Origin of the sequence: Paracoccus sp. C2R09, from assembly GCF_018860625.1 — a bacterium.
Taxonomy (GTDB): Bacteria; Pseudomonadota; Alphaproteobacteria; order Rhodobacterales; family Rhodobacteraceae; genus Paracoccus.
Genome location: NZ_JAHKQB010000027.1, coordinates 15,600 through 30,075 on the forward strand (window position 1 = coordinate 15,600; position 14,476 = coordinate 30,075).

Genomic DNA, 14,476 nt, shown 5'->3' on the forward strand with positions numbered 1-14,476 from the left:
CGGCATCCCTGTTAATGACTGCCGCAAATCTCGGCACAGGAAGGGTCGGCATGGACGTCATCATCGATTTTCTGAACAATATCTTCTGGGGCTATGTCCTGATCTACGGCCTTCTGGCCGTGGGCATCTATTTCACGATCCGTCTGGGCTTCGTCCAGTTCCTGCATTTCCGCGAGATGTGGCGCTGCGTGAAGGGCTCGGGCGAAGTCGACCGCGCGGGCATCTCGCCCTTCCAGGCGCTGGCGGTGTCGCTGGCAAGCCGCGTGGGCACCGGCAATATCGCGGGCGTCGCGGTTGCGCTGACCCTTGGCGGGCCGGGGGCGATCTTCTGGATGTGGATGGTCGCGCTGGTCGGCATGGCCACCGCATATTCCGAAAGCCTTCTGGCGCAGCTCTACAAGGTGCGTGACGGGCAGGGGATGTATCGCGGCGGACCTGCATATTACATCGCGCGCGGGCTGGGCCAGCACTGGATGGCGGCGCTGTTCTCGGTCGCGCTGATCGTGTCCTTCGGGCTGGTCTTCAACGCGGTGCAGGCCAATTCGATCGCGCAGGCGGTCGAGGGGTCGTTCGGCGTCAGCACGCTGGCCGTGGGCCTGGTGGTCGCGGCCCTGTCGGGGGTGATCATCTTCGGCGGCATTCCCCAGATCGCGCGGACCGCGCAGCTGGTCGTCCCGATCATGGCGGGGCTGTATCTGCTGGCTGCGGTGATCGTGCTTGTGATGAATATCGGTGCGGTGCCGGGCATCCTGATCGGCATCGTCAAATCGGCCTTCGGCCTGCAAGAGGCCGTGGGCGGCGTGACCGGCGGCGTGATGGCCGCGATGATGAACGGCATCAAGCGCGGGCTCTTCTCGAACGAGGCGGGCATGGGGTCGGCCCCGAACATCGCGGCGGTCGCCGTGCCCGATCCGCATCACCCCTCCAGCCAGGGTTTCGTGCAGGCACTGGGCGTCTTCATCGACACCATCCTGGTCTGCACGGCCACGGCGGTGATGATCCTGCTGGCCGATGTCATGCCGTCGGATGAGCTGACCGGCGTGAACCTGACGCAGGCGGCGCTGGCCGACCATTTCGGCGGCTTCGGCCACATCTTCGTCGCGATCGCGATCTTCTTCTTCGCCTTCACCTCGATCATCGGCAACTATTCCTATGCCGAGAACGCGCTGGTCTTCCTGGGTGCAGGCAAGTCGGGGATCATGGTGCTGCGGATCGCCGTTCTGGGCATGGTCGTCTGGGGCGCGCTTCAGGCCGTCTCGACCGTGTTCAACTTCGCGGATGCCAGCATGGGCCTGATGGCCACGATCAACCTGATCGCCATCGTGCTGCTGTCGGGGACGGTCGTGCATGTCACGCGCGACTATCTGCGTCAGCGCAAGGCCGGGCAGGAACCCGAGTTCCATATCGAGAAGCATCCCGGCATCGCGCCCGGCGTGACGCGCGACATCTGGAACTGAAGAACGGCGCGCGCGGGGGCGGACAGGCTTTCCCCGCGCGCGCACCCATGCTAACCGGTGGCCGACTGGAATGAGGCCCTCGATGGATGATCTGAACCCCCTTCGCCAGACCTGGCTCGACCGTATCGCCGGTGCCGCCGATCCCGCCCAGATCGAGGAAGTGCGTCTTGCCGCCCTCGGGAAGAAGGGCGAGATCAGCCTGAAGATGCGCGAGCTAGGCAAGATGACGCCGGAAGAGCGTCAGACCACCGGCCGCGCCCTGAACGAGCTGCGCGACGAGATCGACGCCGCCCTGCGTGCCCGCAAGCTGGCATTGGAGGATGCGGCGCTGGATGCGCGGCTGAAGGACGAATGGCTGGACGTCACGCTGCCCGGACGTCCGCGTCGCCAGGGCACGATCCATCCGATCAGCCAGGTGACCGAAGAGGTCACGGCGATCTTCGCCGATATGGGCTTTGCCGTGGCCGAGGGTCCGCAGGTCGAAAGCGACTGGTACAATTTCGACGCGCTGAACATCGCGCCCGAACATCCCGCGCGCCAGGAACACGACACCTTCTTCATGCATCGCGAACCGGGCGACGACCGGCCGCCGCATGTGCTGCGCACCCATACCAGCCCCGTGCAGATCCGCGCGATGCAGGAACAGGGCGCGCCGATCCGCGTCATCGCGCCGGGCCGCGTCTATCGCATGGACATGGACCAGACGCATACGCCGATGTTCCACCAGATCGAGGGTCTGGCCATCGGTCGCGACATCAGCATGGCGCAGCTGAAATGGACGCTGGAGGAATTCTGCCGCGCCTTCTTCGAGGTGGACGAGGTGGAGCTGCGCTTCCGCGCCAGCCACTTCCCCTTCACCGAACCCTCGGCCGAGGTGGATATCCGCTGTTCCTGGGAAGGCGGCCAGCTGAAGATCGGGCAGGGCAATTCCTGGCTGGAGATCCTGGGCTCGGGCATGGTCCATCCCAACGTGCTGCGCGCGGCGGGGATCGACCCCGATCAGTGGCAGGGCTTCGCCTTCGGTATGGGTATCGACCGGATCGCCATGCTGAAATACGGCATTCCCGACCTGCGCGCCTTCTTCGAAAGCGATCTGCGCTGGCTGCGCCATTACGGCTTTGCCGCGGGTGACATGCCTTCGGTCGCGGGTGGGCTGAGCAGATGAGCTTCTGGGCCGGCGCGTTCAGGCATCACCGTCGCGAGGCAAGCCATGCCTCGCGCACGCTCTATGCCAAGGTCGAGCTGGCCCATACCTTCGTCGATTTCGGCGCGGCGATCTGCTTTCTGATCGGGTCGATCATGTTCTTTTCCGAAGAATGGCAGACGCCCGCGACCTGGTTCTTCACCATCGGATCGGTCCTGTTCTGCGTGAAGCCCACCCTGCGCCTGTGGCGCGAGGTGAAGCTCTATCGCATGGGCAAGACCGATCAGCTGGCGGACCGCGCCGAGTAGCGATCAGGCCGCGATCGCGCCGCCTTCCATCCCGGTCGAGAGGCGCATGCGCAGCGCCTCCTTCTCCTCTCGCAGGATGCCGCCGATCAGGAACAGGTCCACGAAGGCCCAGATCCCGGTCACGACCAGCAGTGCAAGGGGCAGGATCAGGACGGACAGGACGATGCCCGTCAGCGACATGATCAGCATCGCCACCCCGCTGCCCGTGCGCCCCAGATAGATCCGATGTGCGCCGAACCACCCGAGGAACAGGCACAGCAGATATGCCGCCACGGGTGATTTCGCCTCGTTTCCGATGCGTTGTTCGATCAGCATCTGCTGTTGGATATCCAGGGCCATCGTCGTTCCTTGTCTGTGCCATGATGAAATGCGTCATTCCGGATCGTCCCGTCGGGAACGACCGGTAACGGCGCAGGTTAGGCACCAAGGCGTGAAACAATGATTAAGCCGGACCCCGTCAGATCGTCAGGCGGCGACGGATGTCGTCCTTGTCGGCCTGGATCATGCCGGGGATCAGCAGCAGGTCGATCACGCACCAGATCGCGACGAAGGCGACGGGGATCCAGCCGATCAGGATCGGCGTCATCAACCAGCCCACGACCCAGATCGCCAGCATGATCAGCCCGCTCATCCAGCGGCCCAGATACATGCGGTGCACGCCGAACCCCCACAGGAAGATCAGCAGCAGATAGGCCACGATGGGCGATTTCGCATCGTTGGCGACGCGCTGTTCGATCAGCAGTTCACGTTGCGTGTCCATGGCTTCCCCCATCGGTTCGACTGATCGTCAAAGATGGGGACGGATGCCCGCCAGACAAGGCCGGCACCCGTGGGGCCCCCTCAATCGGCCGGCAGATAACGCTGGAAAACCATGGTCACGGGACGGATCGATCCCTGGACGCCGTTGCGGCTCACGTCGGTCAGCGCGATGCGATACTGCCCGGGCGACAGCAGCGTCGGTCCCAGCTTCGAATCGGTATCCGAGCCGCCGTCGTCATCCTGTGCGATGACCGCGCCATCGGGGCCGAACAGGGTCAGCTGCGTATCGACGCCGGTCAACGTCCCGTGGGCATGGATCACCATCATCGTGGACTGATCCAGCGTGAAGCTCAGCCATTGCGCGGTGCCGTCCTGCAGGACGATGGTTTCGCGGTCGCGGGGGAATTCCAGCTGCTGCATCGGATAATCGCCCCCGATGGTCGGGGCGACCTCGCCGCGCCGATGGGCCGAGGCAAGATAGTTTTCCCGGTTCAGTTCGCTGGCGGACACGGTGATGGTGCCGACACCCGCCGAGATGGGTCCGACCCCGATGCAGTAATCGCCCGCGGCCAGCCCTTGCGGGAAATCCAGCTGCGAATTCAGCCCGTTCGTATCGTCGTTCTGGGCGATCCGGCGTCCGTCGCCTTCGAACAGGACCATGTTGGGGTCCAGAAGGTCGCTTTCGGCCTGCAGCCGAAGGCTGGTCGGTTCATCCAGGGTGAAGCGGTGATAGGTGACGGCGCCTTCGGTCTGGGTCGCGACGGGCAGATGGCCCGACAGAGAACCCTCGGCCAGGGCCGTGGCCTCGGTCTGGGGCGTGCAGGCCTGGATCTCGGTGCTTTGCGGGGCGGACAGCAGGGGTTCCATCCCGAGCGTCGAAAGCTGCAGCTGGGCGGTCATGTCGGGATTGCCCACCGGGATCAGCCGCGCGCAGTAATCACCGGGCGCAAGGCGCGTCTCGATCCGCGAATTCAGCGTGCCGGGGGCGTCGTCGTTCTCCTCGATCACGTCGCCATCGGCAGTTTCCAGCCGCAGGGCCGGATCGCCCGAGGATTGCGCCTCGAGGCGGATCTCGATCGGTTCGCCGGTGATGGTGAAGGCCGCATAGGGTTCGCGTTCGGCGCTGGATGTCAGCGACAGCCCGAGCACGTTTTCGGCGGTGGCGATGTCGCTGCCTTCGCGGGTGCCGCCCATCCACTGCGCAGGCTCGCCACCACAGGTCAGGCCCTCTGCGGGGGCAGCATCCTGAGCGAAGGCGGGAACGACCGGGAACATGGCCGCCATCAAGGCGATGCGAAGGGGGGTCTGACGGACCATGAGGACACCTGCATTTGTTGATTTGTGCGCAACTAATCACCCGTGCCGCCGGGTCGCAACCCCGTGCGGGGCGGGGAAATCCGCGCTTGCGGCTTGACCCCCGGCGACTTGCACGGTTCAAGGCGAGGGAATGCCATTCCCGCGCGCTTGCGCGGGCAGGAACCGAAAGCGAGCGCCATGAAGTTCACCCTCTCCTGGCTCAAGGAGCATCTCGACACCTCCGCCACCCTCGACGAGATCGTCGAGGCGCTGACCGATCTCGGCCTCGAGGTCGAGGACGTCCGCGACCCCGCGGCCAAGCTGGGCAGCTTCACCCTGGCGCGGGTGGACCACGCCGAACAGCACCCCGATGCCGACCGCCTGCGCGTCTGCCGCGTCACCACCGACGAGGGCGAGAAGCAGATCGTCTGCGGCGCACCCAACGCGCGTGCGGGGATCACGGTCGTGCTGGCCAAGCCCGGCGATTACGTGCCCGGCATCGACGTCACCCTGGGCGTCGGCAAGATCCGCGGCATCGAGAGCCACGGCATGATGGCATCCGAGCGCGAGCTGGAACTGTCGGACGAACACGAGGGCATCATCGAGCTTCCCTCGGGCGAAGTCGGGCAGCGCTATGTCGATTGGCTGGCCGCGAATGCGCCGGATAAGATCGACCCGATGATCCATATTAAGATCACGCCGAACCGCCCCGATGCGCTTGGCGTGCGCGGCGTGGCGCGCGATCTGGCAGCCCGCGGGCTAGGCGCGCTGAAGCCCGCCCCCGGGGCCGATATCGCGGGGCAGTTCCCGTGCCCCGTCGGCGTGACCATCGCGCAGGATGTCGCCGACAAGGCGCCCTTCTTCGCGGGCCGCGTGGTGCGCGGCGTCAAGAACGGCCCGTCGCCGGAATGGCTGCAGAAGCGCCTGCGTGCCATCGGCCTGCGCCCGATCAGCGCGCTGGTGGACATCACCAACTTCTTCACCTTCGACCTGAACCGCCCGCTGCACGTCTTCGACGCGGCCAAGGTCGCGGGCGATCTGACCCTGCGCGCCGCCCGCGCGGGCGAGCGGATCGAGGCGCTGGACGAGAAGACCTACGACCTGCCCGAGGGTGCGGTCGTGATCTGCGACGACAACGGCCCCGAGAGCATCGCGGGCATCATGGGTGGCCTTGCCTCGGGATCGTCGGACGACACGGTGGACGTGTTCATCGAGGCCGCCTATTTCGACCCGATCGCCATCGCCACCACGGGCCGCGCGATGAAGATCCTCAGCGATGCGCGGTATCGCTTCGAACGCGGGATCGACCCGGCATCCACCCTGCCGGGGCTGGATCTGGCGACCCGCATGGTGATGGATCTGTGCGGCGGCACCCCGTCCGAGGTGGTGACCGCGGGCGCGTTGCCCGACACCTCGCGCGCCTATCGCCTGGACCCGTCGCGGACCTCGCGCCTGGTCGGCATGGACATCCCCGAGGAAACGCAGCGCAGCACGCTGGAGGCCCTGGGCTTCCGGATGGAGGGCGAGATGGCCCATGTGCCGTCCTGGCGCCCCGATGTGCTGGGCGAGGCGGACCTGGTCGAGGAGATCGCCCGCATCGCCAGCCTGACGCGCCTTGTGGGCAAGCCGCTGCCGCGTCCGCAGGCAGGCGTCCCGCGCCCGGTCCTGACGCCGCTGCAGATGCGCGAGAAGACCGCGCGGCGCATGGCGGCCTTGCTCGGCTACAACGAATGCGTCACCTACAGTTTCATCGACCAGGCATCGGCCACGCTGTTTGGCGGCGGCACGGATGCGCTGCGGATCGAGAACCCGATCAGCAGCGAGATGACGCATCTGCGCCCCGACCTGCTGCCGGGCCTGCTGGCCGCCGCCGCCCGCAACCAGGCACGCGGTTTCGCGGATCTGGCCCTGTTCGAACTGGGGCCCGTCTTCAGCGGCGGCGAACCGGGCGATCAGGCGGTGCAGCTGTCGGGCCTGCTGGTCGGTTCGACCGGGCCGCGCGATCCCTTCGGCACGCGCCGCAAGGTCGATCTGTATGACGCCAAGGCCGATGCCGAAGCGGTGCTGGAGGCCATCGGCGCACCGGCGCGCGTGCAGATCAACCGCAAGCTGGACGGCTGGTGGCATCCGGGCCGCGCGGGCAACGTGGCGCTTGGCCCGAACGTGCTGGCCACCTTCGGCGAGGTGCATCCGCGCGTCCTCAAGGCCATGGACGTGAAGGGACCTGCCGCCGCCTTCACCATCCGCATCGCGGCCGTGCCCTTCCCCAAGACCCGCACCGCGACACGCCCCGCCCTGCAGGCATCCGAACTGCAGGCGGTGGAACGCGATTTCGCCTTCGTCGTCGATCCGCAGGTCGAGGCGCTGACCCTGGTCAATGCCGCCGCAGGTGCCGACAAGGCGCTGATCGACAGCGTGACGGTCTTCGACCAGTTCACCGGGCTGGAGGATGGCCGCAAGTCCATCGGCATCACCGCGCGCCTTCAGCCGCGCGACAAGACCCTGACCGATGCCGATATCGAGGCCGTCAGCGCCAAGATCGTCGAGAAGGTCCAGAAGGCCACCGGCGCCACCCTGCGGGGCTGAGGCCAGCGGACAGGCAGTTCGAAAGGGCGTCCCATGGCGGGGCGTCCTTTTTTCATCATCTGCACTTTACACTACGTCAAGCTGTGTCAAGATCACTCCTGACAAAAACAGGGGGGATTACGATGAAGCTTCTGCGTCACGGACCTAAAGGGCAGGAGAGACCGGGGCTTCTGGACGGCGAGGGCGTGATCCGCGACCTTTCTGCCCATGTCGATGACATTGCAGGCGACGTGCTGACCCCCGAGGGGCTGGCCCGGATCGCGGCGCTGGACACCTCTGCGCTGCCGCAGGTTGATCCCGGCACCCGGCTTGGTCCCTGCGTGGGCCGGGTGGGCAAGTTCATCGGCATCGGTCTGAACTATGCCGATCATGCGGCCGAGGCCGGGATGGACCTTCCCTCCGAGCCGATCGTCTTCTCGAAGTTCACCAGCTCGATCTCGGGGCCGAACGACGATGTCGAAATCCCGCCCGGATCCCAGAAGACCGATTGGGAGGTCGAGCTGGGCTTCGTCATCGGTCGCGGCGGTCGCGACATTCCCGAAGATCGGGCCATGTCCCATGTGGCGGGCTATTGCATCGTCAACGACGTGTCCGAACGGGAATGGCAGGCCGAACGCGGGGGCAGCTGGGACAAGGGCAAGGGCTTTGACAGCTTCGGCCCCATCGGCCCATGGCTGGTCACCACCGACGAGATCGCGGACCCGCAGCGCCTGCGGATGTGGCTGGAGGTCGATGGCCAGCGTCAGCAGGACGGCAGCACCGCGACGATGATCTTCGGGGTCAAGACGCTGCTTGCCTATCTGTCACGCTGCGTGTCGCTGCAACCGGGCGATGTCGTGGCCACCGGCACCCCGCCGGGCGTCGGCATGGGCAAGAAGCCGCCCCGCTTCCTGCGCGGGGGCGAAACCATGCGCCTAGGCATCGAAGGGTTGGGCGAGCAGCGCCAGATGGTGACGCGCCGCTGACAACAGTGCAGGGCGGTCCGTCCGACGGATCGCCCGCCACCAGGGGCGCGGTCATCTCGTGATTCTGGCGAGGAAGGTGGAGCGGGTGATGGGAATCGAACCCACGTCATCAGCTTGGAAGGCTGCGGCTCTACCATTGAGCTACACCCGCGCGGGTTTCGGTATAGGCAAAGCCGCGACGGCTTGCAAGCGGGTTCAGCCCTGCCTGCGATCCGCGAAGAATTCGCGCAGCAGGACGCGCGACGGCCCGGCCGCGATGTCGTCGTAGATGTCGGGACGGTGGTGGCATTGCGGATGCGAGAAGACCCGCGCCCCATGCGCCACGCCCCCCATCCGAATGTCGGACGCCCCATAGTAAAGCCGCGCGATCCGCGCCCCCGAAATGGCGCCCGCGCACATCGGGCAGGGTTCCAGCGTGACCCACAGGTCATGCCCCGGCAGGCGTTCCGACCCGAGCGCCGCGCAGGCCGCGCGGATCGCCAGGATCTCGGCATGGGCGGTGGGGTCCGACAGTTCCCGGCAGCGATTGCCCGCACTGGCCACGACCCGGCCCTGGGGGTCGGTCACCACCGCGCCGACGGGCACCTCGCCCCGCAGGGCGGCGGCGCGGGCTTCGGACAGGGCAAGGTCCATATGGCTGTGAAAGCGGCTCATCGGCTGCTTGTCGCACCGATCCGCGACGGGCCGCAAGACGGGGCTTTCCAAGCCGGGGGGCGGTGACGTAGAAGGGCCTCTTTGCCACCGCAGAGATGCGCAGGAGAGATCGCATGACCGAAGACCTGTCCCCCCGCAAGGACACCCCCGAACGTATCGCCAAGGTGATGGCCCGCGCAGGCGTCGCCAGCCGCCGCGAGGCCGAACGGATGATCATGGAAGGCCGCGTCGCCGTGAACGGCGAGAAGATCTCCAGCCCCGCGCTGGACGTGCTGCCGACCGACCGCGTGACCATCGACGGCAAGAAGATGGACGCCCCGCAGGAAACCAAGCTGTGGCTCTACTACAAGCCCCTGGGGCTGGTGACGTCCGAATCCGACGAGAAGGGCCGCCAGACCGTGTTCGACGCGCTTCCGCGCGATCTGCCGCGGGTGATGACCGTGGGGCGGCTCGACCTCAATTCCGAAGGGTTGCTGCTGCTGACCAATGACGGCGATCTGAAGCGCCGGCTGGAACTGCCCGCGACGGGCTGGCTGCGCCGCTATCGCGTGCGGGTGAACGGCACGCCGAACGACCTGACCTTCGATCCGCTGCGCCGTGGCGTCACCATCGAGGGCGAGGATTTCGCCCCCATGGAGATCAAGCTGGACAGCCAGCAGGGCGCGAATGCCTGGCTGACCGTCGGCATCCGCGAGGGCAAGAACCGCGAGATCCGCCGCGCGATGTCGCATGTGGGTCTGCAGGTGAACCGTCTGATCCGCGTGGGCTATGGCCCCTTCAAGCTGGGCGCGCTGGAGAAGAACGAAGTCTCCGAGGTGAAGCGTCGCGTGCTGCGCGACCAGCTGGGCGGGCTGCTGACCGGCGAACCCGAAGAGCGTCCGCGCGAGATGCGCCCCCGCGGCGCCGAGGGCGACCGTCCGCGCCGCGACGGTGATCGTCGCGATGGCTTCAAGCCGCGTGGAGAAGGTGAACGCCGCGAGGGGTTCAAACCGCGTGGTGACGGCGATCGCCGCGATGGCTTCAAGCCGCGCGGTGACGGTGAGCGGCGCGAGGGGTTCAAACCGCGTGGTGACGGTGAGCGCCGCGAGGGGTTCAAGCCGCGCGGTGACGGCGAACGTCGCGAAGGGTTCAAACCGCGCGGTGACGGTGAACGTCGCGAGGGGTTCAAGCCGCGCGGTGACGGTGAACGCCGCGAGGGGTTCAAGCCGCGCCGCGAGGGCGACGAGGGCCGTCCGGCACGCAAGTTCGGCGGCAAGCCCGATGGCGACAAGGGGGGCTTCCGCCCTCGGCGCGATGGCGATTCGCCCGGCTTCAAGGGTCGTGCGGGCGGCGACCGTCCCGATTTCCGCAAGCGCGAGGATGGCGATGATCGTCCGGCGCGCTTCGGCAGCAAGCCGGACGATGCGCGCAAGCCCTTCAAGCCCAAGGGCGATCGCCCCGAAGGTGACCGGCCGCGCGGCGACCGTCCGGGCAAGCCGGGCGGCTTCTCCGGCAAGCCGGGTGGTTTCGCGGGCAAGCGCGGCGGCTTCGGAGAAGCGCGGGGCGAGGATCGCGGTGGCAACGACCGGGGCGGCAAGCCCTTCGGCAAGGGCCCCCGCAGCGAAGGGTCGCGGGATGACGGCCCCCACAGCAAGGGCCCCCGCAGCAATGCACCCCGCAGCGATGGGCCGCGTTCCGGTGCGCCGCGTTCGAACGGGCCGCGTTCCACGGGCCCGAAAGGCAACAAGCCGCGCGGGTGATCCGCAGCGGCTTGTCGCATTCGCATCATCAAAAAGGCCGGGTCATCGCCCGGCCTTTTTCATTTGGTCAGGATCAGCTTGCCCGCACGCGTGATGCGCAGCTGGTAGACCTGTTCGTCCAGCACGATCAGGGCCTGGTTCCCACCCGCGGTCAGTTCGGTGGCGTCATGCTGCGGCAAGCGCGAAAGAAGCGTGTTGCCGGGACGGACGAAATCTGCGGGGCGCGTGGCGGTCATGGTCATCCCTTTCCAATGAGTGTTGCTTTCCCTATTGCTGACAAATTCGTTCGGGTTTGTCAAAGTAAAACACTCAGGAATCTGGAATGTACGTTATCCGGGTGTTCCCGTGGGACGATCCGGCCATGAAATCAGGTCATTCGGCCTCGAAGCAATCGATCAGCGCGGTCCCAAGCGACGCCAGGATCTGCTCGTAACCCGGCATTTCCTCGGATCCACCCTCGGGGCTGAGGGCGTCGCCCATGCGGATCCCGCTGCCCTCGATCACGGTTTCGACCAGGCGGGGATCATGGGCATATTCCGGAAAGGCGCAGACGGCGTCGGATTCCTCGATTCGGTGGCGAACTTCTTCGAGTCGTGCGGCCGAGGGCGAGGTTGCGTCGCCGATCGCCACCGAAGTCGCGGGCATCAGCCCGAATGCGTCGGTGAAATAGCCATAGGCATCGTGAAAGACCACGAAACCCTTCTCGGCATGGGGGGCGAGACGGGCCTTCAGTTCGGCAGCAGAGGCCTCGATCCGGCCGGATGCGGCTTCGGCATTGGCCGAATAGGTTTCGGCATTCTCGGGGTCGATCTGCGACAGGGCGTCGGCGATGGCGTTCAGCCAAGGGCCGGCATTTGCCGGGTCGAGCCAGGCATGGGGGTCGATACCAGAATGGTCGTGGCCCTCATGGCCCGCGCTTTCATGTTCGCCATGGCCGTGATCATCATGGTCGTGATGGTCGTTGTGGTCGTTGTGGTCGTGGTCGTGGTCGTGGTCGTGGTCGTGCCCCCCATGATCCTCGTGATCCTCGTGATCCTCGTGGCCATCCCCGTCGGCATAATCCCGCAGCCGGGTGCCATCCACATGCAGCAGTTGCAGCTGCACCGCCTCGGCCGCGATGTTCTGGGCCGGGCGCTCCAACCAGGCGGTCATCTCGGGGCCCATCCAGACCAGCAATGCGGCGTCCTGCAGGTTCCGCGCATCCGAAGGGCGCATCTGATAGCTGTGGGCACTGGCCCCCGAGCTCAGCAGGACCTCGACCTGGGCCAGGTCGCCCACCACTTCGCGGACAAGGGCGCCGGTGGGGGGCAGATCGACCATGATGCGGCCGGGATCGGCAAGGGCGGGCAGGGCGGTCAGCGACAGGATCGCGGTCAGGGTCAGGCGCATGGTCATCCTTCGGATTTGCTGCGGTTGCGGGCTTGTTTGCGGTGCCGGGGTTGTCCATGTTACAGCATAACAAGTCAAGACGACTGTAACACTATAACAGAACGGAGCGCAGCGCGTGCCCGAGAACCCCGATGGAATCGGCGCGGCATTCGCGCCGCACGATCACAGCCATTGCAGCAGCCGTGCGCTGAACGACGCGACCGAAAGGCTGGCGACCGAAGGTGGGCGCCTGACGCCCGTGCGCCGTCGCACGTTGGAGATCCTGCTGGAGAGCCATCGCGCCATGGGGGCTTACGAGGTGCTGGACCGCCTTGCCGCCGAAGGGTTCGGGCGCCAGCCCCCCGTGGCCTATCGCGCGCTGGAGTTCCTGGTCCAGCACGGACTGGCGCACCGGCTGCAGCGGCTGAACGCCTTCGCGGCCTGCCTGCATCCGGGCGCGGACCACCAGCCGGCCTTTCTGATCTGCAGCGAATGCGACCGCATCGCCGAGGTGCCGTCAGGCCCCATGCGCGACGCCCTGGGCGATGTCGCGTCGGGGGCGGGCTTTGTCGTGGACCGCGTGACGGTCGAGGCCGTGGGCACCTGCGCGATCTGCGCCGAGGCCCGCGCATGAGCGCGCTGATCGAGGCCCGCGGGCTGACCGTCCATCGCCCCGGTACGACCGAGCCCGTTCTGTCGAAGGTCGATTTCCGCATCCTTCCGTCCGAGATCGTGACCGTGGTCGGGCCGAACGGATCGGGGAAATCCTCGCTCGTGCGGGCGCTGCTGGGGCATCTGGAGACCGCGCGGGGGCAGGTCCAGCGGATGCCCGGGCTGCGGATCGGCTATGTCCCGCAGAAGGTGCATCTGGACACGGCGATCCCCATGACCGTGCGGCGGTTCCTGTCGCTGCCCCGCCGCGTCGGCGATGCCGATGCGCAGGCGATGCTGGCCCGCACCGGCGTCGAGGGCCTGGGCAGCCGCCAGCTGACGCAGCTGTCGGGCGGTCAGTTCCAGCGCGTGCTGCTGGCGCGCGCATTGCTGAACGACCCGCATCTGCTGGTGCTGGACGAACCCACGCAGGGCCTGGACCAGCCGGGCATCCTGTCCTTCTATCGCCTGATCGACGAGGTGCGCCGTGAAACCGGGGCTGCCGTGCTGATGGTCAGCCACGACCTTCTGGTGGTGATGCGCGCCTCGGACCGGGTGGTCTGCCTGAACGGGCATGTCTGCTGCGAGGGGACGCCCCAGCATGTCAGCTCGGCCCCCGAATACCGTGCGCTTTTCGGGGCCGAGGCCGAGGGCACGCTCGCGCTCTATCGCCACAAGCACGATCACGACCACGATGCCGTCGGACATGTCCACGGCCCCGATTGCGGACATCACCACAATGCTTGACGATTTCTTCATCCGCGCCGTGCTGGCGGGCCTCGGGCTTGCCTTGGTCGCGGGCCCCTTGGGCAGTTTCGTGGTCTGGCGGCGGATGGCCTATTTCGGGGATTCGACGGCCCATGCCGCGATTCTTGGGGTGGCCGTGGCGCTGGCCTTCGACATCTCGATCTATGTCGGCACGCTGGGCGTGGCGGGGCTGATGGCCGTCATCGTCTCGGCGCTGGTGTCGCGTGGGCAGGCGATGGACACGATGCTGGGGGTGCTGTCGCATTCCGCGCTGGCCTTCGGGCTGGTCGCGATCAGCTTCGTGCCGCAGGCGCGCACGGATCTTTCCAGCTATTTGTTCGGTGACATCCTGGCGGTCGGCAAGACCGACCTCGCGCTGATCTGGACGGGGGCCATCGTGGTCATGGGAATGCTGGCATGGCGATGGCAGAACCTTCTGACATCCACCATGAACGAGGAGCTGGCCGTGGCCGCGGGCATCGATCCGCGGACCGAACGGCTCATCCTGTCCATCGCCCTTGCCATCGTCGTCGCCTTGGCGATTCGCGTCGTCGGATCGCTGCTGATTTCGGCAATGCTGATCGTTCCGGCGGCGGCCGCCCGCATATGGGCGCGCACCCCCGAGCGGATGGCCGCCGTCGCGGCGGTTCTGGCCGCGGCATCGGTCGGTTCGGGCCTGTGGGCCAGTCTGCGACTCGACACTCCGGCCGGGCCGTCGATAGTTGCAGCGGCAGCAATATTTTTCCTGCTGTCGCAGGGCGTTCGCAGGGGCTAGTGCCGAAAAGACACAGTTTTTCCCGAG

At 66.8% G+C, this 14,476-nt stretch carries 15 protein-coding genes and 1 tRNA gene; 9 read left to right on the forward strand and 7 right to left on the reverse strand.

What is annotated here, in order from left to right; all coding sequences use genetic code 11:
* Positions 1-50 precede the first annotated feature (50 nt).
* From KO490_RS10395 to KO490_RS10405, 3 genes are all read left to right on the forward strand, one after another.
* Complete coding sequence (locus KO490_RS10395) at positions 51-1,457, forward strand: sodium:alanine symporter family protein (protein ID WP_216019355.1); 1,407 nt, start codon at positions 51-53, stop codon at positions 1,455-1,457.
* 82 nt (positions 1,458-1,539) lie between these two features.
* On the forward strand, positions 1,540-2,622 hold the full coding sequence (pheS, locus tag KO490_RS10400; RefSeq protein ID WP_216019356.1) for a phenylalanine--tRNA ligase subunit alpha: 1,083 nt from the start codon (positions 1,540-1,542) through the stop codon (positions 2,620-2,622).
* Positions 2,619-2,909, forward strand: a complete 291-nt coding sequence (locus KO490_RS10405) for a YrhK family protein (RefSeq protein ID WP_216019357.1) — start codon at positions 2,619-2,621, stop codon at positions 2,907-2,909. The genes pheS and KO490_RS10405 overlap by 4 nt, the downstream gene beginning before the upstream one ends.
* Positions 2,910-2,912: 3 nt before the next feature.
* Here KO490_RS10405 and KO490_RS10410 read toward each other — a convergent pair whose 3' ends face one another.
* The 3 genes from KO490_RS10410 to KO490_RS10420 all read right to left on the reverse strand — a co-directional run bounded on the left by KO490_RS10410 (position 2,913) and on the right by KO490_RS10420 (position 4,985).
* A complete protein-coding gene (locus KO490_RS10410) occupies positions 2,913-3,248 on the reverse strand; it encodes a TM2 domain-containing protein (RefSeq protein ID WP_216019358.1) in 336 nt (111 codons plus the stop codon).
* Positions 3,249-3,366: 118 nt separating this feature from the next.
* A complete protein-coding gene (locus KO490_RS10415) occupies positions 3,367-3,669 on the reverse strand; it encodes a TM2 domain-containing protein (protein ID WP_216019359.1) in 303 nt (100 codons plus the stop codon).
* An 80-nt stretch (positions 3,670-3,749) separates the two neighbouring features.
* Positions 3,750-4,985, reverse strand: coding sequence for a DVUA0089 family protein (locus KO490_RS10420; RefSeq protein ID WP_216019360.1), 1,236 nt, complete (start codon positions 4,983-4,985; stop codon positions 3,750-3,752).
* Positions 4,986-5,162: 177 nt separating this feature from the next.
* Between KO490_RS10420 and pheT the strand changes: the two genes are divergently transcribed.
* Both pheT and KO490_RS10430 read left to right on the forward strand, forming a co-directional pair.
* On the forward strand, positions 5,163-7,550 hold the full coding sequence (gene pheT, locus KO490_RS10425; RefSeq protein ID WP_216019361.1) for a phenylalanine--tRNA ligase subunit beta: 2,388 nt from the start codon (positions 5,163-5,165) through the stop codon (positions 7,548-7,550).
* Between the two features lie 122 nt (positions 7,551-7,672).
* Positions 7,673-8,515 carry a fumarylacetoacetate hydrolase family protein gene (locus KO490_RS10430; protein WP_216019362.1) on the forward strand — a complete coding sequence of 281 codons (843 nt, stop codon included), beginning with the start codon at positions 7,673-7,675 and terminating at the stop codon, positions 8,513-8,515.
* Positions 8,516-8,592: 77 nt separating this feature from the next.
* Here the strand turns inward: KO490_RS10430 and KO490_RS10435 are convergent.
* Both KO490_RS10435 and KO490_RS10440 read right to left on the reverse strand, forming a co-directional pair.
* Positions 8,593-8,666, reverse strand: a tRNA-Gly gene (locus KO490_RS10435).
* A gap of 44 nt (positions 8,667-8,710) precedes the next feature.
* On the reverse strand, positions 8,711-9,169 hold the full coding sequence (locus KO490_RS10440; RefSeq protein WP_252727128.1) for a nucleoside deaminase: 459 nt from the start codon (positions 9,167-9,169) through the stop codon (positions 8,711-8,713).
* Positions 9,170-9,282: 113 nt separating this feature from the next.
* On the opposite strand from KO490_RS10440, the gene KO490_RS10445 reads away from it, so the two are divergent.
* The gene (locus KO490_RS10445; RefSeq protein WP_252727129.1) at positions 9,283-10,908 is read left to right on the forward strand and encodes a pseudouridine synthase; all 1,626 of its coding nucleotides are present in this window, start codon (positions 9,283-9,285) and stop codon (positions 10,906-10,908) included.
* A gap of 59 nt (positions 10,909-10,967) precedes the next feature.
* Here KO490_RS10445 and hemP read toward each other — a convergent pair whose 3' ends face one another.
* Complete coding sequence (gene hemP, locus KO490_RS10450) at positions 10,968-11,144, reverse strand: hemin uptake protein HemP (protein ID WP_084686456.1); 177 nt, start codon at positions 11,142-11,144, stop codon at positions 10,968-10,970.
* 136 nt (positions 11,145-11,280) lie between these two features.
* The gene (locus KO490_RS10455) at positions 11,281-12,297 is read right to left on the reverse strand and encodes a zinc ABC transporter substrate-binding protein (protein ID WP_252727130.1); all 1,017 of its coding nucleotides are present in this window, start codon (positions 12,295-12,297) and stop codon (positions 11,281-11,283) included.
* Between the two features lie 115 nt (positions 12,298-12,412).
* On the opposite strand from KO490_RS10455, the gene KO490_RS10460 reads away from it, so the two are divergent.
* Genes KO490_RS10460 through KO490_RS10470 form a run of 3 tightly spaced genes read left to right on the forward strand, consistent with a single transcriptional unit; the run spans position 12,413 to position 14,449 of the window.
* On the forward strand, positions 12,413-12,910 hold the full coding sequence (locus KO490_RS10460) for a Fur family transcriptional regulator (RefSeq protein WP_303463018.1): 498 nt from the start codon (positions 12,413-12,415) through the stop codon (positions 12,908-12,910).
* Complete coding sequence (locus KO490_RS10465; protein WP_216019365.1) at positions 12,907-13,674, forward strand: metal ABC transporter ATP-binding protein; 768 nt, start codon at positions 12,907-12,909, stop codon at positions 13,672-13,674. The genes KO490_RS10460 and KO490_RS10465 overlap by 4 nt, the downstream gene beginning before the upstream one ends.
* On the forward strand, positions 13,667-14,449 hold the full coding sequence (locus tag KO490_RS10470) for a metal ABC transporter permease (RefSeq protein ID WP_216019366.1): 783 nt from the start codon (positions 13,667-13,669) through the stop codon (positions 14,447-14,449). Before KO490_RS10465 ends, KO490_RS10470 begins: the two co-directional genes overlap by 8 nt.
* Positions 14,450-14,476 lie beyond the last annotated feature (27 nt).

What these genes read in the sequence shown, in the direction of transcription:
- KO490_RS10470 (WP_216019366.1), top strand. Translation starts at nt 13,667, where the DNA reads ATGCTTGACGATTTCTTCATCCGCGCCGTGCTGGCGGGCCTCGGGCTT.
- KO490_RS10445 (WP_252727129.1), top strand. Translation starts at nt 9,283, where the DNA reads ATGACCGAAGACCTGTCCCCCCGCAAGGACACCCCCGAACGTATCGCC.
- KO490_RS10465 (WP_216019365.1), top strand. Translation starts at nt 12,907, where the DNA reads ATGAGCGCGCTGATCGAGGCCCGCGGGCTGACCGTCCATCGCCCCGGT.
- KO490_RS10440 (WP_252727128.1), bottom strand. Translation starts at nt 9,169, where the DNA reads ATGAGCCGCTTTCACAGCCATATGGACCTTGCCCTGTCCGAAGCCCGC.
- KO490_RS10420 (WP_216019360.1), bottom strand. Translation starts at nt 4,985, where the DNA reads ATGGTCCGTCAGACCCCCCTTCGCATCGCCTTGATGGCGGCCATGTTC.
- KO490_RS10395 (WP_216019355.1), top strand. Translation starts at nt 51, where the DNA reads ATGGACGTCATCATCGATTTTCTGAACAATATCTTCTGGGGCTATGTC.
- pheS (WP_216019356.1), top strand. Translation starts at nt 1,540, where the DNA reads ATGGATGATCTGAACCCCCTTCGCCAGACCTGGCTCGACCGTATCGCC.
- KO490_RS10415 (WP_216019359.1), bottom strand. Translation starts at nt 3,669, where the DNA reads ATGGACACGCAACGTGAACTGCTGATCGAACAGCGCGTCGCCAACGAT.
- KO490_RS10455 (WP_252727130.1), bottom strand. Translation starts at nt 12,297, where the DNA reads ATGCGCCTGACCCTGACCGCGATCCTGTCGCTGACCGCCCTGCCCGCC.
- KO490_RS10405 (WP_216019357.1), top strand. Translation starts at nt 2,619, where the DNA reads ATGAGCTTCTGGGCCGGCGCGTTCAGGCATCACCGTCGCGAGGCAAGC.
- KO490_RS10430 (WP_216019362.1), top strand. Translation starts at nt 7,673, where the DNA reads ATGAAGCTTCTGCGTCACGGACCTAAAGGGCAGGAGAGACCGGGGCTT.
- hemP (WP_084686456.1), bottom strand. Translation starts at nt 11,144, where the DNA reads ATGACCGCCACGCGCCCCGCAGATTTCGTCCGTCCCGGCAACACGCTT.
- pheT (WP_216019361.1), top strand. Translation starts at nt 5,163, where the DNA reads ATGAAGTTCACCCTCTCCTGGCTCAAGGAGCATCTCGACACCTCCGCC.
- KO490_RS10410 (WP_216019358.1), bottom strand. Translation starts at nt 3,248, where the DNA reads ATGGCCCTGGATATCCAACAGCAGATGCTGATCGAACAACGCATCGGA.